The organism is Enterobacter chuandaensis, assembly GCF_003594915.1.
GTDB classification, from domain to species: Bacteria; Pseudomonadota; Gammaproteobacteria; order Enterobacterales; family Enterobacteriaceae; genus Enterobacter; species Enterobacter chuandaensis.
The window spans coordinates 1-15,536 of the sequence record NZ_QZCS01000013.1 but is presented as its reverse complement, the minus strand read 5'-3'; the positions used below and the strand labels follow the sequence as shown (position 1 = coordinate 15,536).

The following is a 15,536-nucleotide window of genomic DNA, read 5'->3' as shown; positions in this document are numbered from 1 at the left end:
ACATCTGATCGCGCGATCTTTAATCGTTTTTGAGTAAATTTTTCCATTCCGCGAGCCAGATCTCAGCTGGATCCTCCGGAATATCATGATCGAGGATGTTGATCTTGAGCGTTTCACCCAGCTGTTTTGCCCCGCAAGCGGTAACAGCGGCTTCAACTTTCTCTATTGCCCCGCAAAAGGTGTCATATTCACGACTGCCGATCCCCACCGCGCCAAAACGGACGTTTGACAGGTCGGGCTGCTGTTCCAGCAGTTCGTCATATAAAGGTTGCAGGTTATCCGGCAGATCGCCCGCGCCGTGCGTGGAAGTGATCAGCAGCCAGACCCCGTCAGCCGGGAGATCTTCAAGCAGCGGCCCGTGCAGCGTTTGTGTAGAAAAGCCTGCATCTTCCAGCTTCTCGGCCAGATGTTCCGCTACATATTCCGCACCGCCAAGAGTGCTGCCGCTGATAAGGGTAATGTCCGCCATTGATCGCTCGCTCAGATAAGGAGGGGATCATTGTACGCTGTGAACGAGCTGGGATCTACCTGTGGAAAATGTGGGAATGAATTTGCCCGATCACGGGCGGATGGTACGCATGATCGGGTTTTGCAGGGAGATCAGGGTTTCGGTGGACTGAATTTCATCGATTGTTTGGATCTTGTTGATAAGTACCTGCTGGAGGGCATCGATGGATCGGCACATCACCTTTATAAAGATGCTGTAGTGCCCGGTGGTGTAGTACGCCTCGGTGACTTCATCGAGCGCGTTCAGCTTCGCCAGTGCGGAGGGGTAGTCTTTTGCGCTTTTAAGAATGATGCCGATGAAGCAGCAAACGTCGTAACCCAGCTGTTTCGGGCTGACGTCAATGCGCGCGCCGGTAATGATCCCTGCCTGCTTCATTTTCTCTACGCGAACGTGAATTGTCCCGGGGCTGACGCCAAACTGTTTCGCCAGTTCGGCATAGGCGGTACGGGCATTTGCCATTAAGGCCTCCAGAATGCCGCGGTCCAGATTGTCGATCTGATAATTTTCCATAGCTTTTTCTTATGAAGATTAATGAATACGTCTATTCTAGCGTCTTATTTTAACGAATCAAAAGTTAAGGAGGCTTTTTGTTAGTGGGTTATTGAATTAACTGCCAGTTCTGTTGCTTAATCATTACCAACAGGACGCAGGAGTATAAATAATGAAAACCGCTTACATCGCAAAACAACGCCAGATCAGTTTCGTAAAATCCCATTTTTCCCGCCAGCTGGAAGAGAAGCTTGGTCTTATTGAAGTTCAGGCGCCGATCCTTAGCCGCGTGGGTGACGGGACGCAGGATAACCTGTCTGGATGCGAAAAAGCGGTACAGGTGAAAGTGAAAACACTGCCAGACGCACAGTTCGAAGTGGTTCATTCACTGGCGAAGTGGAAGCGTCAAACCCTGGGACAACACGACTTCAGCGCGGGCGAAGGGCTTTACACGCACATGAAAGCCCTTCGCCCCGATGAAGACCGTCTTTCCCCCATTCACTCTGTCTACGTTGACCAGTGGGACTGGGAGCGCGTAATGGGTGATGGCGAGCGCCACGTCGGCACGCTGAAATCCACCGTTGAGGCGATCTACGCCGGGATCAAAGCGACCGAAGCGGCCGTGAGCAAAGAGTTTGGCCTGGTACCGTTCCTGCCGGATACGATCCACTTTGTCCACAGCCAGGAACTGCTGAGCCGCTTCCCGGATCTGGATGCCAAAGGCCGCGAGCGGGCGATCGCCAAAGAGCTGGGCGCGGTTTTCCTGATTGGCATCGGCGGCAAATTGTCTGATGGCAAACGTCATGACGTGCGTGCGCCGGATTATGATGACTGGAGCACTGCGGGTGAGGGTGAATTTGCCGGGCTGAACGGCGATATTCTGGTGTGGAACCCGGTTCTGGAAGATGCGTTTGAGCTCTCTTCCATGGGGATCCGCGTGGATGCTGAGGCGCTGAAGCGCCAGCTGGCGGTGACCGGTGATGAAGATCGTCTGAAGCTGGAGTGGCACCAGGCGCTGCTGCGCGGTGAAATGCCGCAGACCATCGGCGGCGGCATCGGCCAGTCCCGTCTGACCATGCTGTTGCTGCAGCTGTCCCATATCGGTCAGGTGCAGTGTGGCGTCTGGCCGCAGCAGGTTCGTGAAAGCGTCGGCTCGCTTCTTTAATTAACGCCGCCAGCGTCTGAGCAGACGGCTACGCAACCCGGTATCAAAGCGCCAGATATGATCGAAAATGCGCATGATGCCGGGTTTTCCATGTGCGGACATCGCGACGGCATGGAAACGGTGCTGATGCACCCGCTGCAGCTCCTTCACTTTATTTACCACATCATCCGGCAGCCGCTGGGCAATAAAATCGGAAATCACCACCGCGTCAGCGTCGTACCAGTCGCCGCCCTGCATCCGTTCAACGATGCTGCGAAAACAGCTGGCGAGATCGGTGCCGCCGCGAAAACGCTGGCTTAAAAAGCGGATGGCCTGCTCAATACCCTGCTGGTTCGTCAGCTCATAGCCCACGACTTCGCTGGAAAAGAGCATGATAAAGCAGCGACGGCGGTCAGCGAGCGCCACGCGCATCAGCGCCAGACAAAATGCCTTCGCGCACTGCTCGTTAAAGCCGCCCATTGAGCCGGACGTATCCACACAAACAATGAATGGCCCGCGCGGCTGTTCATCAAAATCCTGATGGACTACCGGGCGCTGGCTGAGCTTTTCGCGCCAGGCTTCACCGTGCAGCCGGTAGGTGAGAAGCTGCTTTTCCACCAGCCGACGGTAAAACTCATACTCCAGTTCGGTCATTCCCAGCGTACTTAGCTCCGTAGGCAGCAGCCTGAGGATGTCGTCGCTTTGCTGAAGCCCGTCGACCTGTTCCGGCACGGTAGCCGGTTCGCGTACCAGGGTGCGGAAGGTTTCCATCGGGGCATCTTTCTTTGGGACTGACCTGGCCTCTCGCGAGCGGCCCAGCTGTTCAGCAAGCTTCATCAGCTCAGGCTGCTGGGCAAGAAAGTCGCCGTACTTCACGATCAACTGATAATCCCCACGCCGCAGCTGCCCGGCGCTCATATCCCAGAGGCGGCCGGCGGCGTTTTCATTTTCTACCAGCACCTCTTCCAGTTGCCCGCTCAACGTCATGCGTTCCTGAACTTCACTGAGCAGCTGTTCCCGCTCTTCATCCAGCAACTGCTGGTTCAGCGTCGTGGTCTGGACAATAAGGCTCAGCCGCCAGCGCTGTAAAAAGAGGGTGTGAAGCGCCGGAGTCATGGTGGCATTTTCCGTGACCAGCGCGCGCGCCTGGCTGGCAAATGGAGAATGGACTTTATCGAGCAAGGTCAGGGTTTGCGGAATCTGGACGATAAACTGCGGCGTCGATAGCCGCTGACACTGCTGATAGGCCGCGACTTCCTCGGTCAGTTCGGGCGGGACTTCTGTCTCTTTAAATCGCTGCCGCAGGTTGTCGCGCCAGCGAGGGAGATCGTCGGTCATCGCCTTTTTGAGCTTTGGGAATTTTTCAAAGAAGGCCGCCAGCTGCGGCGATGCCAGAAGGGTAATCACCACCTCCTCGATCAACCCTTCCTCGCTGACGGCCAGCATCATATTGAGCGTGTCCAGCGTTAGCATTGACGCGCCTGTTTGATCTGCGCGCTGACGTCCTGCAGGCTGGCTTCAATGCGACCTAGCCAGTCGCTATGGATAAAGAGACATTTTTGCTGCTCGCTGAAGCGGGTGTGCTGCTGATGCCATTCGGTATCCAGTGCATCCAGCTGCTGTTTAATCTCTTCCGGCACGCTGTCCGTGGCGGTGCCGGGAAGCGCAAGACGCGATCCCTGCAGACTGACGTCGCGGATCACCAGATGCTGGCTGCTGTCCACTTCCATATTCAGCGGCTGCGCGAAACCGATGCCGTTGAGCTTGCCGCGGATCTCACCGCCTTTATCCAGCCACTGCGCCAGCGGCTCGCGCTCAATCGTAATGTGCACCACCTGCATATCATGCAGCTTGAGTGGCTGCTGGAGCAGCAGTGTCAGCGTCGTGCCGGTCAGATCGGTGGGTAGCTCGTAATGCGGTTTGCGGGCGAACATGCCGCCCAGGCGACTCACTTTCAGCGCGGTTTTATCGCTTTGCTGCTGCTGGAGCTGAATGCGCCGTTGGGCAATTGCCCCCAGCTGATTGAGCATCGCCTGCTGTCCCCAGGCGTGTCCGGTCATCAAAACGTCCAGCTGCTGCTGCATTAGATTCATGCCTTCAGCATCGTGCCAGAGGCAGTCTTTCAGCAGGATCAGATCGATTGGTGCGACGGCATCACGGCCACTGAACAGGGCGCTGGCCTGAAGCAGACGAATCGCTTTTTTCCATCGACGGTCAGAGACATACGGGGCGGAAGGCAATAAATCAAGCTGCTGGCGCAGCATGAAGATCAGCTCAAAAACGGCGTCGGGCAGTTTAATTTTGCCGATCTCGTCCTGCCACTGATGGTACTCCTCGTCCGTCACCTGCAGTGACGGCGCCACCGGGTTTTCGTTCTCATCCTGCTGGCTCACCAGCATGGAGCGGAAGTTGGATTTGTCCTGCACTTTATCGAGCCACAGGCGGATCAGCATACGGTCATACAGCGCTTCCAGACTGCTGTCGGCTTCGGGCAGTTCGTTTGACGCGGCCACCAGCAGGCGCATGGGGATTTTCTCTTCACTGGCCCCGTTGCGGAACCGACGTTCGTTAATCGCCGTCAGCAGGGTATTCAGAATGGCCGGACCGGCTTTCCAGATCTCATCAAGAAAGACGATTTCCGCTTCCGGAAGATAGCCCGCCGTCAGACGTTCATAGCGCCCTTCATCTTTCAGCGCCTGAATAGAAAGCGGACCGAAAACTTCTTCGGGGGTGGAGAAGCGCGTCATTAAATATTCAAATGCGCGGGCGTTCTGGAAAGCGAACTTGAGGCGGCGTGCGATCAGACTCTTGGCAATGCCCGGCGGTCCCAGCAGAAACACGCTTTCACCGCTCAACGCTGCCAGCAGGCAAAGGCGAATGGCGTGGCTACGCTCGTAAAGGCCTTTCTCCAGCGCGCTGCTGAGGCGGGAAATTCTTTCTGCTAATAAATGTGAGTGAGCCATAATAGTTTTGCATCCTTTCGCCGTCGTGGCGGCTAATTGAAGCGAGTATAGACGTTTCAGTCAGGGCTGGTAATAGGCTGAAGTGCGGCGCAATTTTCTTTGCGCTACATTAATGCGGTTGCATTTAGGGGTACGATTTTGCAATGAATCGTGCATACTGTGCGCTTTTTGTGGACCAAGGGATCAGGAACACATTTGTTATTTAAACGAAAAGACTAGTCTATGAGCACTGATAATAAGCAATCATTACCCGCAATTACGCTTGCGGCGATCGGGGTTGTCTACGGTGATATCGGCACCAGCCCGCTTTATACGCTTCGTGAATGTTTGTCCGGCCAGTTTGGCTTTGGAGTTGAGCGCGATGCCGTATTTGGCTTCCTGTCCCTCATCTTCTGGCTGCTTATCCTGGTCGTTTCCGTTAAATATCTCTCCTTCGTTATGCGCGCTGATAACGCGGGTGAAGGCGGTATCCTGACCCTGATGTCCCTTGCAGGGCGCAATACCTCGGCCAGAATGACGTCTGTGCTGGTGATTATCGGCCTGATAGGCGGCAGCTTCTTCTACGGGGAAGTGGTTATAACGCCAGCTATCTCTGTGCTCTCGGCGATTGAAGGGCTGGAAATTATTGCCCCGAAGCTTGATACCTGGGTTGTCCCGCTGGCAATCATCGTTCTGACGCTGCTATTTATGATCCAGAAGCATGGTACCGGGCTGGTGGGGAAACTGTTTGCGCCGATTATGCTGGCCTGGTTCCTGATCCTGGCCGCGCTCGGTTTGCGTAGCATCATCGCTAACCCGGAAGTCCTTCAGGCGCTGAACCCATACTGGGCAGTGCATTTCTTCCTGGAATACAAAGTGGTTTCCTTCGTGGCGCTGGGTGCGGTCGTGCTTTCCATCACCGGCGTTGAGGCGTTGTATGCCGATATGGGGCACTTCGGGAAGCTGCCTATCCGCGTGGCCTGGTTTATGGTTGTGCTGCCGTCGCTGGTACTGAATTACTTCGGCCAGGGCGCGCTGTTACTCAAAAACCCGGAGGCAATTAAGAACCCGTTCTTCCTGCTGGCACCTGACTGGGCGCTGGTGCCTATGCTGATCCTCGCTACGCTGGCGACGGTTATTGCGTCTCAGGCGGTGATTTCCGGCGTCTTCTCTCTGACGCGCCAGGCCGTGCGTCTGGGGTATCTCTCGCCAATGCGCATTATCCATACTTCAGAAATGGAGTCGGGTCAGATTTACATCCCGTTCGTTAACTGGCTGCTCTACTTTGCTGTTGTGATTGTGATCGTCAGCTTCGAGCACTCCAGTAATCTGGCGGCAGCCTATGGTATTGCCGTGACCGGTACGATGGTGCTGACGTCGCTTCTCTCCACCACGGTGGCGTACCGCAACTGGCACTGGAATAAATTCCTCGTGGCGATGATTCTGGTCGGCTTCCTGTGCATCGACGTACCGCTGTTCTCCGCGAACCTCGACAAAATTGTCTCCGGCGGCTGGCTGCCGCTGACGCTGGGCCTGTTGATGTTCATTGTGATGACCACATGGAAGAGCGAGCGCTTCCGTCTGCTGCGCCGCATGCATGAGCACGGGAATTCTCTGGAGGCGATGATCGCATCGCTGGAGAAATCCCCGCCGGTGCGCGTGCCGGGTACCGCGGTTTATATGTCTCGCGCCCTGAACGTGATCCCGTTTGCGCTGATGCATAACCTTAAGCACAACAAGGTGCTGCACGAGCGCGTGATCCTGCTGACGCTGCGTACAGAAGATGCGCCGTATGTTCACAACGTGCGTCGCGTGCAGATCGAGCAGCTATCGCCAACCTTCTGGCGCGTGGTGGCAAGCTACGGCTGGCGCGAAACGCCGAACGTGGAAGAGGTGTTCCACCGCTGCGGTCTGGAAGGGTTAAGCTGCCGGATGATGGAGACGTCATTCTTTATGTCGCACGAGTCGCTGATCATCGGCAAGCGTCCGTGGTACCTGCGCCTGCGCGGCAAGCTGTACCTCATTCTGCAACGTAACGCCCTGCGCGCGCCTGACCAGTTTGAGATCCCGCCTAACCGCGTGATTGAGCTGGGGACGCAGGTTGAGATTTAAGTCTTTGTGCGGCCTGATGCCCTCACCCCGACCCTCTCCCTGTGGGAGAGGGCGCAAACATAAAAAACGGTAACCTTGGGGTTACCGTTTTGCATTTACCTCCACTCCATTTCACTTAGCGAAACGTTTCGACGTTGATCACAAATCCGTTACGTCATGGTGGTTTTCTGAACACTCTTGCGTCTACACTCTTTGTAGCGAAACGTTTCGCTAGTGGAGCAAGAAAATGAAGAAAGGCACGGTTCTCAACTCAGAAATCTCATCGGTTATTTCCCGTCTTGGGCATACCGATACGCTGGTAGTTTGCGATGCAGGCTTACCGGTTCCGCGCAGCACAACCCGTATTGATATGGCGTTAACGCAGGGTGTCCCTTCGTTTATGCAGGTACTGGAAGTCGTGACGGCGGAGATGCAGGTTGAGGCAGCCATTCTCGCGGCGGAAATCAAACAACATAATCCGCAACTCCACGAAACGTTGCTCAGCCATATTGAGCAACTGCAACAACACCAGGGAAACACCATAGAAATTCGTTACACAACGCACGAACAGTTCAAACAACAAACCGCAGACAGTCAGGCGGTGATTCGCAGCGGGGAGTGTTCCCCGTATGCGAATATCATTCTCTGTGCTGGCGTCACCTTCTGAGGCCATCATGGACGCATTACTGCAACTCAAAGGGATCGATAAATCGTTCCCGGGCGTAAAAGCCCTCTCCGGTGCGGCGCTGAACGTCTATCCAGGACGCGTGATGGCGCTGGTGGGCGAAAACGGTGCCGGCAAATCCACCATGATGAAAGTGCTGACCGGTATCTACCAACGCGATGCCGGTTCGCTCTTATGGCTGGGTAAAGAGACCACCTTTAACGGCCCGAAATCCTCTCAGGAAGCGGGTATCGGCATTATCCACCAGGAGCTGAACCTCATCCCGCAGCTCACCATTGCCGAGAATATCTTCCTCGGCCGCGAGTTTGTGAACCGGTTCGGTAAAATCGACTGGAAAACCATGTACGCCGAAGCGGACAAGCTGCTGGCGAAGCTGAACCTGCGCTTTAAGAGTGACCGCCTGGTGGGCGATCTCTCCATCGGCGATCAGCAGATGGTGGAAATTGCGAAGGTGCTGAGCTTTGAATCGAAGGTCATCATTATGGATGAACCGACCGACGCCCTGACCGATACCGAAACCGAATCCCTGTTCCGCGTTATCCGCGAGCTGAAATCGCAGGGGCGCGGGATTGTCTATATCTCCCACCGTATGAAAGAGATTTTCGAGATCTGCGATGACGTTACCGTCTTCCGCGACGGGCAGTTTATTGCCGAGCGCGAAGTGGCGACGCTGACCGAAGATACGCTTATCGAAATGATGGTGGGACGTAAGCTCGAAGATCAGTATCCGCATCTGGACAAAGCGCCGGGTGAGATCCGCCTGAAGGTGGACAACCTCTGCGGTCCGGGTGTGAATGATGTGACCTTTACCCTGCGTCAGGGCGAGATCCTGGGTGTGGCGGGCCTGATGGGCGCGGGCCGTACCGAGTTGATGAAAGTACTCTACGGCGCACTGCCGCGCACGAGCGGTTACGTCACCCTTGATGGTCATGAAGTGGTGACCCGCTCGCCGCAGGACGGCTTGGCGAACGGCATCGTCTATATCTCTGAAGACCGTAAGCGCGACGGCTTAGTGCTGGGCATGTCGGTAAAAGAGAACATGTCCCTGACCGCGCTGCGCTATTTCAGCCATAGCGGCGGTAGCCTGAAGCATAAAGACGAACAGCAGGCGGTCAGCGATTTTATCCGTCTCTTTAACGTCAAAACCCCGTCAATGGAGCAGGCGATTGGCCTGTTGTCCGGCGGGAATCAGCAGAAAGTGGCGATTGCCCGCGGGCTGATGACGCGCCCGAAAGTGCTGATCCTCGATGAGCCAACCCGCGGCGTAGACGTGGGCGCGAAGAAAGAGATCTATCAGCTGATTAACCAGTTTAAGGCCGACGGTCTGAGCATCATTCTGGTCTCTTCCGAGATGCCAGAGGTATTAGGCATGAGCGATCGCATTATCGTCATGCATGAAGGGCATCTCGGCGGTGAATTCACTCGCGAGCAGGCCACCCAGGAAGTTCTGATGGCTGCCGCTGTGGGCAAGCTTAATCGCGTGAATCAGGAGTAAGAAGATGACTACCCAGGCTGTTTCTGGTCGCCGCTATTTCACAAAGGCATGGCTGATGGAACAAAAATCGCTGATTGCCCTGCTGGTGTTGATCGCGATTGTGTCGACTATGAGCCCGAATTTCTTCACCGTGAATAACCTGTTCAACATTCTGCAGCAGACGTCGGTGAATGCCATTATGGCGGTCGGCATGACGCTGGTGATTTTGACCTCGGGTATCGATCTGTCCGTCGGTTCCCTGCTGGCGCTCACCGGTGCGATCGCCGCTTCGATTGTTGGCATTGAAGTCAACGCGCTGGTGGCCGTTGCCGCTGCGCTGGCCGCTGGCGCGGCGATTGGTGCCGTAACCGGCGTGATTGTGGCAAAAGGCCGCGTTCAGGCGTTCATCGCCACGCTGGTGATGATGCTGCTGCTGCGCGGTGTGACCATGGTTTACACCAACGGCAGCCCGGTTAATACCGGCTTCACCGATAACGCGGATCTGTTTGGCTGGTTCGGTATCGGTCGCCCGCTGGGGGTTCCGACGCCGGTCTGGATCATGGCTATCGTCTTCCTGGCGGCGTGGTACATGCTGCACCACACTCGTCTGGGCCGTTATATCTACGCGCTGGGCGGTAACGAAGCGGCAACGCGCCTGTCCGGTATCAGCGTCAATAAAGTCAAAATTATCGTTTACTCCCTGTGCGGCCTGCTGGCGTCGCTGGCGGGCATCATTGAAGTGGCGCGTCTCTCCTCTGCGCAGCCAACGGCAGGTACGGGTTATGAGCTGGATGCCATTGCGGCAGTGGTTCTGGGCGGTACGAGTCTTGCGGGCGGTAAAGGTCGCATTGTTGGGACATTGATCGGCGCACTGATTCTTGGTTTCCTGAATAATGGTTTGAATTTGTTAGGTGTTTCCTCCTATTACCAGATGATCGTTAAGGCAGTGGTGATTTTGCTGGCGGTCCTGGTAGACAACAAAAAACAGTAACTGACGACACTACAGGACATCTTAGATATGAACATGAAAAAACTGGCTACCCTGGTTTCTGCTGTCGCGCTGAGCGCAACCGTAAGTGCTAACGCCATGGCGAAAGATACCATCGCGCTGGTTGTCTCTACCCTGAACAACCCGTTCTTCGTCTCCCTGAAGGATGGTGCGCAGAAAGAAGCGGATAAGCTGGGCTACAACCTGGTGGTGCTGGATTCTCAGAACAACCCGGCGAAAGAGCTGGCGAACGTTCAGGACCTGACCGTGCGTGGTACTAAAATTCTGCTGATCAACCCAACCGATTCCGATGCAGTAGGTAACGCCGTTAAAATGGCAAACCAGGCGAAGATCCCGGTAATCACCCTGGACCGTCAGGCAACGAAGGGCGAAGTAGTGAGTCACATTGCGTCTGATAACGTGCTGGGCGGCAAAATCGCGGGTGACTACATTGCGAAGAAAGCCGGTGAAGGCGCGAAAGTTATCGAACTGCAGGGCATTGCCGGGACTTCCGCAGCGCGTGAGCGTGGTGAAGGCTTCCAGCAGGCTGTGGCTGCGCACAAATTTAACGTGCTGGCAAGCCAGCCGGCAGACTTCGACCGTACTAAGGGTCTGAACGTTATGCAGAACCTGCTGACCGCGCATCCTGACGTGCAGGCGGTATTCGCCCAGAACGACGAAATGGCGCTCGGCGCGCTGCGTGCCCTGCAGACCGCAGGTAAATCTGATGTGATGGTTGTCGGATTTGACGGTACGCCGGATGGTGAAAAAGCAGTAAATGATGGCAAACTGGCGGCGACCATCGCTCAGCTGCCTGAGCAGATTGGCGCGACTGGCGTTGAAACTGCCGACAAAGTGCTGAAGGGCGAAAAAGTTCAGGCCAAATACCCGGTTGACCTGAAGCTGGTCATCAAGCAGTAAAAGGCGAATCAGGCAGTCGCTGGCTGCCTGAGGGACACCAATAAAGAAAAGTGTGGCATACGCCACCGGGTAATACCGGTGGCGCTCTCAGATGGACAACCCAACCATGAAAACCGCAGGCAACCTCGTCGTCCTTGGCAGTATCAATGCCGATCACATTCTTAACCTTGAATCGTTCCCTACGCCGGGCGAAACCGTCACCGGTAATCAGTATCAGGTGGCGTTTGGCGGTAAAGGCGCAAATCAGGCCGTCGCTGCCGGACGCAGCGGAGCGAATATTGCGTTTATCGCCTGCACGGGTGATGACGATACGGGCGAGCGCGTTCGCAAACAGCTGGTCAGCGATCGTATTGATATCGCGCCGGTCAGCGTAGTTGCAGGGGAATCTACCGGCGTGGCGCTGATTTTCGTCAACGCGGAAGGTGAGAATGTTATCGGTATTCATGCGGGGGCTAATGCTGCGTTAACGACAGAACGCGTCGACGCGCAGCGCGGGATCATTGCCAGAGCGGAAGCCCTGCTGATGCAGCTGGAATCTCCGGTTGAAAGCGTGCTGGCTGCCGCGAAAATTGCGCATGAAAATCATACCACTGTAGTACTTAACCCGGCCCCAGCCCGTGTATTATCAGACGAGCTGCTGGTGCTGGTGGACATCATCACGCCAAACGAAACCGAAGCGGAAAAGCTGACGGGCATTCGTGTTGAGAATGACGACGATGCAGCGCGTGCGGCAAAAGCGCTGCACGATAAAGGTATCGGCACCGTTATTATTACCCTCGGCAGCCGCGGCGTGTGGGCAAGCGTAAACTGCGAAGGTCGTCGCGTGCCGGGCTTTAAGGTGAAAGCCATTGATACCATCGCAGCGGGAGATACCTTTAACGGTGCGCTGGTGACGGCGCTGCTGGAAGGAAAAGCGATGGATGATGCCATCCGCTTTGCGCATGCGGCTGCGGCTATCGCGGTGACGCGCAAAGGCGCACAGCCTTCCGTTCCGTGGCGTAAAGAGATCGATGAATTCTTAAGTCAGCAGGGGTAACGCTTGGCTACGATGAAAGATGTCGCCCGCATGGCGGGCGTTTCTACTTCGACCGTCTCTCACGTTATTAATAACGATCGTTTCGTCAGCGAGGCGATTCGGGAGAAAGTCGAAGCCGCAGTAAAAGATCTCAACTATGCGCCGTCGGCGCTGGCGCGCAGTCTCAAGCTCAACCAGACGCGCACCATCGGCATGCTGATCACGGCCAGTACGAACCCTTTCTATTCTGAACTGGTGCGCGGCGTGGAGCGCAGCTGCTTCGAGCGTGGCTACAGCCTGGTGCTGTGCAATACCGAAGGCGACGAGCAGCGCATGAACCGCAACCTGGAAACGCTGATGCAAAAACGCGTCGACGGGCTGCTGCTGCTCTGTACCGAAACGCATCAACCCTCGAAAGAGATCATCCAGCGCTATCCCTCGATTCCCACAGTGATGATGGACTGGGCGCCGTTCGATGGGACCAGCGATCTGATTCAGGATAACTCCCTGCTGGGCGGCGATATGGCGACTCAGCATCTGATCGATAAGGGCCATACCCGCATCGCCTGCATTACCGGCCCGCTGGATAAAACCCCGGCGCGCCTGCGTCTGGAAGGCTATCTTTCGGCAATGGAGCGGGCAGGGCTTGCCATTCCTGATGGCTACCGCATCACCGGCGATTTCGAGTTTAACGGTGGATTCGAGGCGATGCAGAAGCTGCTGGCGCAAAAGCCGCGCCCGCAGGCGGTGTTTATCGGTAACGATGCGATGGCGTTTGGCGCTTATCAGGCGCTGTATCAGGCGGGGCTACGCGTTCCGGACGATATGGCGATCGTGGGCTACGATGATATCGAACTGGCGCGCTATATGACGCCGCCGCTGACCACTATCCATCAGCCGAAGGATGAACTGGGTGAGCTGGCCATCGATGTACTAATCCACCGTATGGCGCAGCCCACGCTGCAGCAGCAACGTCTGCAGCTTACTCCTGTTTTGATGGAACGCGGTTCGGTTTAGCCTTTTCTTTGTGACGTTCTTTAATCAGGTTTCGGCCATCTTTCGGTTTTAACAACATAAAGACCAGCGCCGATACCACGGTAAGCGCGCCCATGGTGATAAAGGTGTAGTGGAACTGCTCAACGGTATTTGTACTATCGAACCCTTCATAAAACCGCAGTACCGCCGCGCTCACGGCAACCCCAAGACTAATTGATAACTGTTGCGTAACCGCCAGTACGCTGTTGCCGCTGCTTGCATTCTCGTCGGTCAGGTCCGCAAGGGTGATGGTGTTCATTGACGTGAACTGCGTTGACATCGCCATTCCCAGCACAAACAGCGGCAGGATCAGCATCCAGACCGGTAACGCAGCGGATTGCAGCGAGAACTGCGCAATCATCAGACCGATAAAGACCGTCACGCCAACCAGCGTTTTACGATAGCCAAACCAGCGCAGTACCTGCGTAACCGTTGATTTCGCCAGGATCGAGCCCATCGCCGTGGGCGCCATCATGCAGCCCGCAATCAGCGCCGGGTAGCCAAAACCGACCTGCAGCATCAGCGGCATCAGGAACGGTACGCAGCCCGTGCCCAGGCGTGAGGCAATATTGCCCGCGATCCCGACGGAAAAGGTTCGGGTGTTAAAGAGCCCAAGTGAGATTAGCGGCGTCGGGTGACGGCGCGCGTGACGTATATAAAGAAGGAACAGCAGAATTCCGCTGAGGATGACGGCCAGCGCCAGCCACGTTTCAACGATTTTCTCACCAAACAGCTCCATCCCGCTGGAGAACAGCACCAGACTCAGGCCAAACAGGAAAAAGCCGCCCATATCGAAGCTCCGTCTTGGCGTGGTGAAGTTCGGCATATATTTGCGGGCATAGATCAGGCCTGCCACACCAATCGGAATATTGATCAGGAATATCCAGTGCCAGCTTGCCCAGGTCACCAGTACGCCGCCGAGTACCGGGCCAAGAATCGGGCCGACCAGCCCTGGCATGGTGACGAAGTTGAGCACGGGAAGCAGTTCGCTGCGCGGATAGGCACGCAGCAAGGCGAGGCGCGCCACGGGCATCATCATCGCGCCGCCTATTCCCTGCAGCACGCGGAAGATTACCAGTTCCGTTAATGAAGTGGAGAGCGCGCAGGCCAGCGAACCGAGCGTAAAGAGCGTTACGGCCAGCATGAAGACTCTGCGGGTGCCGAAGCGGTCGGCCAGCCAGCCGCTTACCGGGATCAGCATCGCTACCGTGAGGGTGTAGCTGATGATGGCGGACTGCATCGCCAGCGGAGAACGGTTAAGGCTTTGCGCAATTGCGGGGAGCGCTGTGTTGAGGATAGTGGCATCCAGTGCCTGCATAAAGAACGCCATGGCTGCAATCCATGGCAATCCGGCCATACTGCGCGCTTTTTTCTCTGTCATTTAGCTACCTGCTGGTGGGTTGGCGCGGTGAGCAATGCCTGGCATGCTGTCAGGGCTCGCTGCCCGTCGCTTTCCTGAATGGCATCTACGATTGCCTGGTGCAAATCCAGCTTTACCACTTCGTCTTGAGTAATAGAGGTAAAGTAGGTGTGGTACACCGAATGGAACAACGAGGCAAAGGAAGTGAGGAACGGATTCGCGCTCATCATATAGATATGTTCATGCCAGGCCATATCAACCTCTACCCAGCGTTCCCGGTTGAAGTGCTTTTTCAGGAACACCATCTCTTCCATCAAGGCGTTAAGCTGCGCTTTCTGCTCTGCTGTGCCAAGCGTGGCGGCAAGCAGGCATGCCTGAGGTTCAAGGCTGCTGCGCATCACCAGAAAGTGATCGACGACCTGGTGAAAGTTATCTTCGGTCATCCACCAGGATAGCAGCTCCTGATCGAGAAAATTCCAGTTACTTTGTGGCATCACGCGTGTGCCAATACGAGGGCGCGGAAGCACCATGCCTTTTGCCGTCAACGTTTTCACCGCTTCGCGAACGGCGGTGCGGCTTACCCCAAACTGCTCACCCAGCTCCATTTCACCCGGCAGGATGCTACCCGGGGCATATTTGCCCGCTAAAATCCGCTGCGCCAGCTTTTCTGCCAGCACGTACGACAGATTTTTTTGGGCGGCCAGCTGTTGTGCGCTTAATGGCATCGCTTTTATTCCTTAATGTTTCATGCTGATAATTATGCCACCTCGGATGTGATTGTGGTTGCAGATACATCAAATAGAACAATTTGTAGCTTGATTTCATCGCTGTTGGTGAAAAAAAACACGTATGGAAACTTTTTTTAAATTTCCTCTTGTCACTTA

The 15,536-nt window shown here is 55.7% G+C and carries 14 protein-coding genes; 8 read left to right on the top strand and 6 right to left on the bottom strand.

Going from position 1 to position 15,536, the window contains the following annotated elements:
- Positions 1 to 19 precede the first annotated feature (19 nt).
- Both mioC and asnC read right to left on the bottom strand, forming a co-directional pair.
- A complete protein-coding gene (gene mioC / locus D5066_RS17635) occupies positions 20 to 469 on the bottom strand; it encodes an FMN-binding protein MioC (RefSeq protein WP_041911749.1) in 450 nt (149 codons plus the stop codon).
- Positions 470 to 559: 90 nt separating this feature from the next.
- Positions 560 to 1,018, bottom strand: coding sequence for a transcriptional regulator AsnC (gene asnC, locus D5066_RS17630; RefSeq protein ID WP_008500198.1), 459 nt, complete (start codon positions 1,016 to 1,018; stop codon positions 560 to 562).
- Positions 1,019 to 1,169: 151 nt separating this feature from the next.
- Here asnC and asnA point away from each other — a divergent pair, with 151 nt between their 5' ends.
- Complete coding sequence (asnA, locus tag D5066_RS17625; protein ID WP_119916691.1) at positions 1,170 to 2,162, top strand: aspartate--ammonia ligase; 993 nt, start codon at positions 1,170 to 1,172, stop codon at positions 2,160 to 2,162.
- On the opposite strand, the gene viaA is transcribed toward asnA, so the two are convergent.
- Together viaA and ravA are read right to left on the bottom strand one after the other, a co-directional pair.
- Positions 2,163 to 3,614 carry an ATPase RavA stimulator ViaA gene (gene viaA, locus D5066_RS17620; RefSeq protein WP_119916689.1) on the bottom strand — a complete coding sequence of 484 codons (1,452 nt, stop codon included), beginning with the start codon at positions 3,612 to 3,614 and terminating at the stop codon, positions 2,163 to 2,165.
- Entirely contained in the window at positions 3,608 to 5,104 is a 1,497-nt protein-coding gene (ravA, locus tag D5066_RS17615; protein ID WP_119916688.1) for an ATPase RavA, read from the bottom strand. The genes viaA and ravA overlap by 7 nt, the downstream gene beginning before the upstream one ends.
- Before the next feature lie 222 nt (positions 5,105 to 5,326).
- Here ravA and kup point away from each other — a divergent pair, with 222 nt between their 5' ends.
- From kup to rbsR, 7 genes are all read left to right on the top strand, one after another.
- Entirely contained in the window at positions 5,327 to 7,195 is a 1,869-nt protein-coding gene (kup, locus tag D5066_RS17610; RefSeq protein WP_119916687.1) for a low affinity potassium transporter Kup, read from the top strand.
- A 226-nt stretch (positions 7,196 to 7,421) separates the two neighbouring features.
- A complete protein-coding gene (gene rbsD, locus D5066_RS17605) occupies positions 7,422 to 7,841 on the top strand; it encodes a D-ribose pyranase (RefSeq protein WP_003862392.1) in 420 nt (139 codons plus the stop codon).
- Between the two features lie 7 nt (positions 7,842 to 7,848).
- Positions 7,849 to 9,354, top strand: coding sequence for a ribose ABC transporter ATP-binding protein RbsA (rbsA, locus tag D5066_RS17600; RefSeq protein ID WP_024907897.1), 1,506 nt, complete (start codon positions 7,849 to 7,851; stop codon positions 9,352 to 9,354).
- 4 nt (positions 9,355 to 9,358) lie between these two features.
- Entirely contained in the window at positions 9,359 to 10,324 is a 966-nt protein-coding gene (gene rbsC, locus D5066_RS17595) for a ribose ABC transporter permease (protein ID WP_006808742.1), read from the top strand.
- Positions 10,325 to 10,351: 27 nt separating this feature from the next.
- Positions 10,352 to 11,242: a ribose ABC transporter substrate-binding protein RbsB gene (gene rbsB, locus D5066_RS17590; RefSeq protein WP_010426610.1), complete on the top strand. Its 891-nt coding sequence runs from the start codon at positions 10,352 to 10,354 to the stop codon at positions 11,240 to 11,242.
- A gap of 106 nt (positions 11,243 to 11,348) precedes the next feature.
- Positions 11,349 to 12,278, top strand: a complete 930-nt coding sequence (gene rbsK / locus D5066_RS17585) for a ribokinase (protein ID WP_119916791.1) — start codon at positions 11,349 to 11,351, stop codon at positions 12,276 to 12,278.
- Between the two features lie 3 nt (positions 12,279 to 12,281).
- Entirely contained in the window at positions 12,282 to 13,274 is a 993-nt protein-coding gene (gene rbsR, locus D5066_RS17580; protein ID WP_119916686.1) for a ribose operon transcriptional repressor RbsR, read from the top strand.
- On the opposite strand, the gene mdtD is transcribed toward rbsR, so the two are convergent.
- Complete coding sequence (gene mdtD, locus D5066_RS17575; RefSeq protein WP_119916685.1) at positions 13,240 to 14,673, bottom strand: multidrug transporter subunit MdtD; 1,434 nt, start codon at positions 14,671 to 14,673, stop codon at positions 13,240 to 13,242. The genes rbsR and mdtD overlap by 35 nt on opposite strands.
- Positions 14,670 to 15,377, bottom strand: a complete 708-nt coding sequence (locus tag D5066_RS17570) for a FadR/GntR family transcriptional regulator (RefSeq protein ID WP_080329726.1) — start codon at positions 15,375 to 15,377, stop codon at positions 14,670 to 14,672. Before D5066_RS17570 ends, mdtD begins: the two co-directional genes overlap by 4 nt.
- Between the last annotated feature and the right edge of the window lie 159 nt (positions 15,378 to 15,536).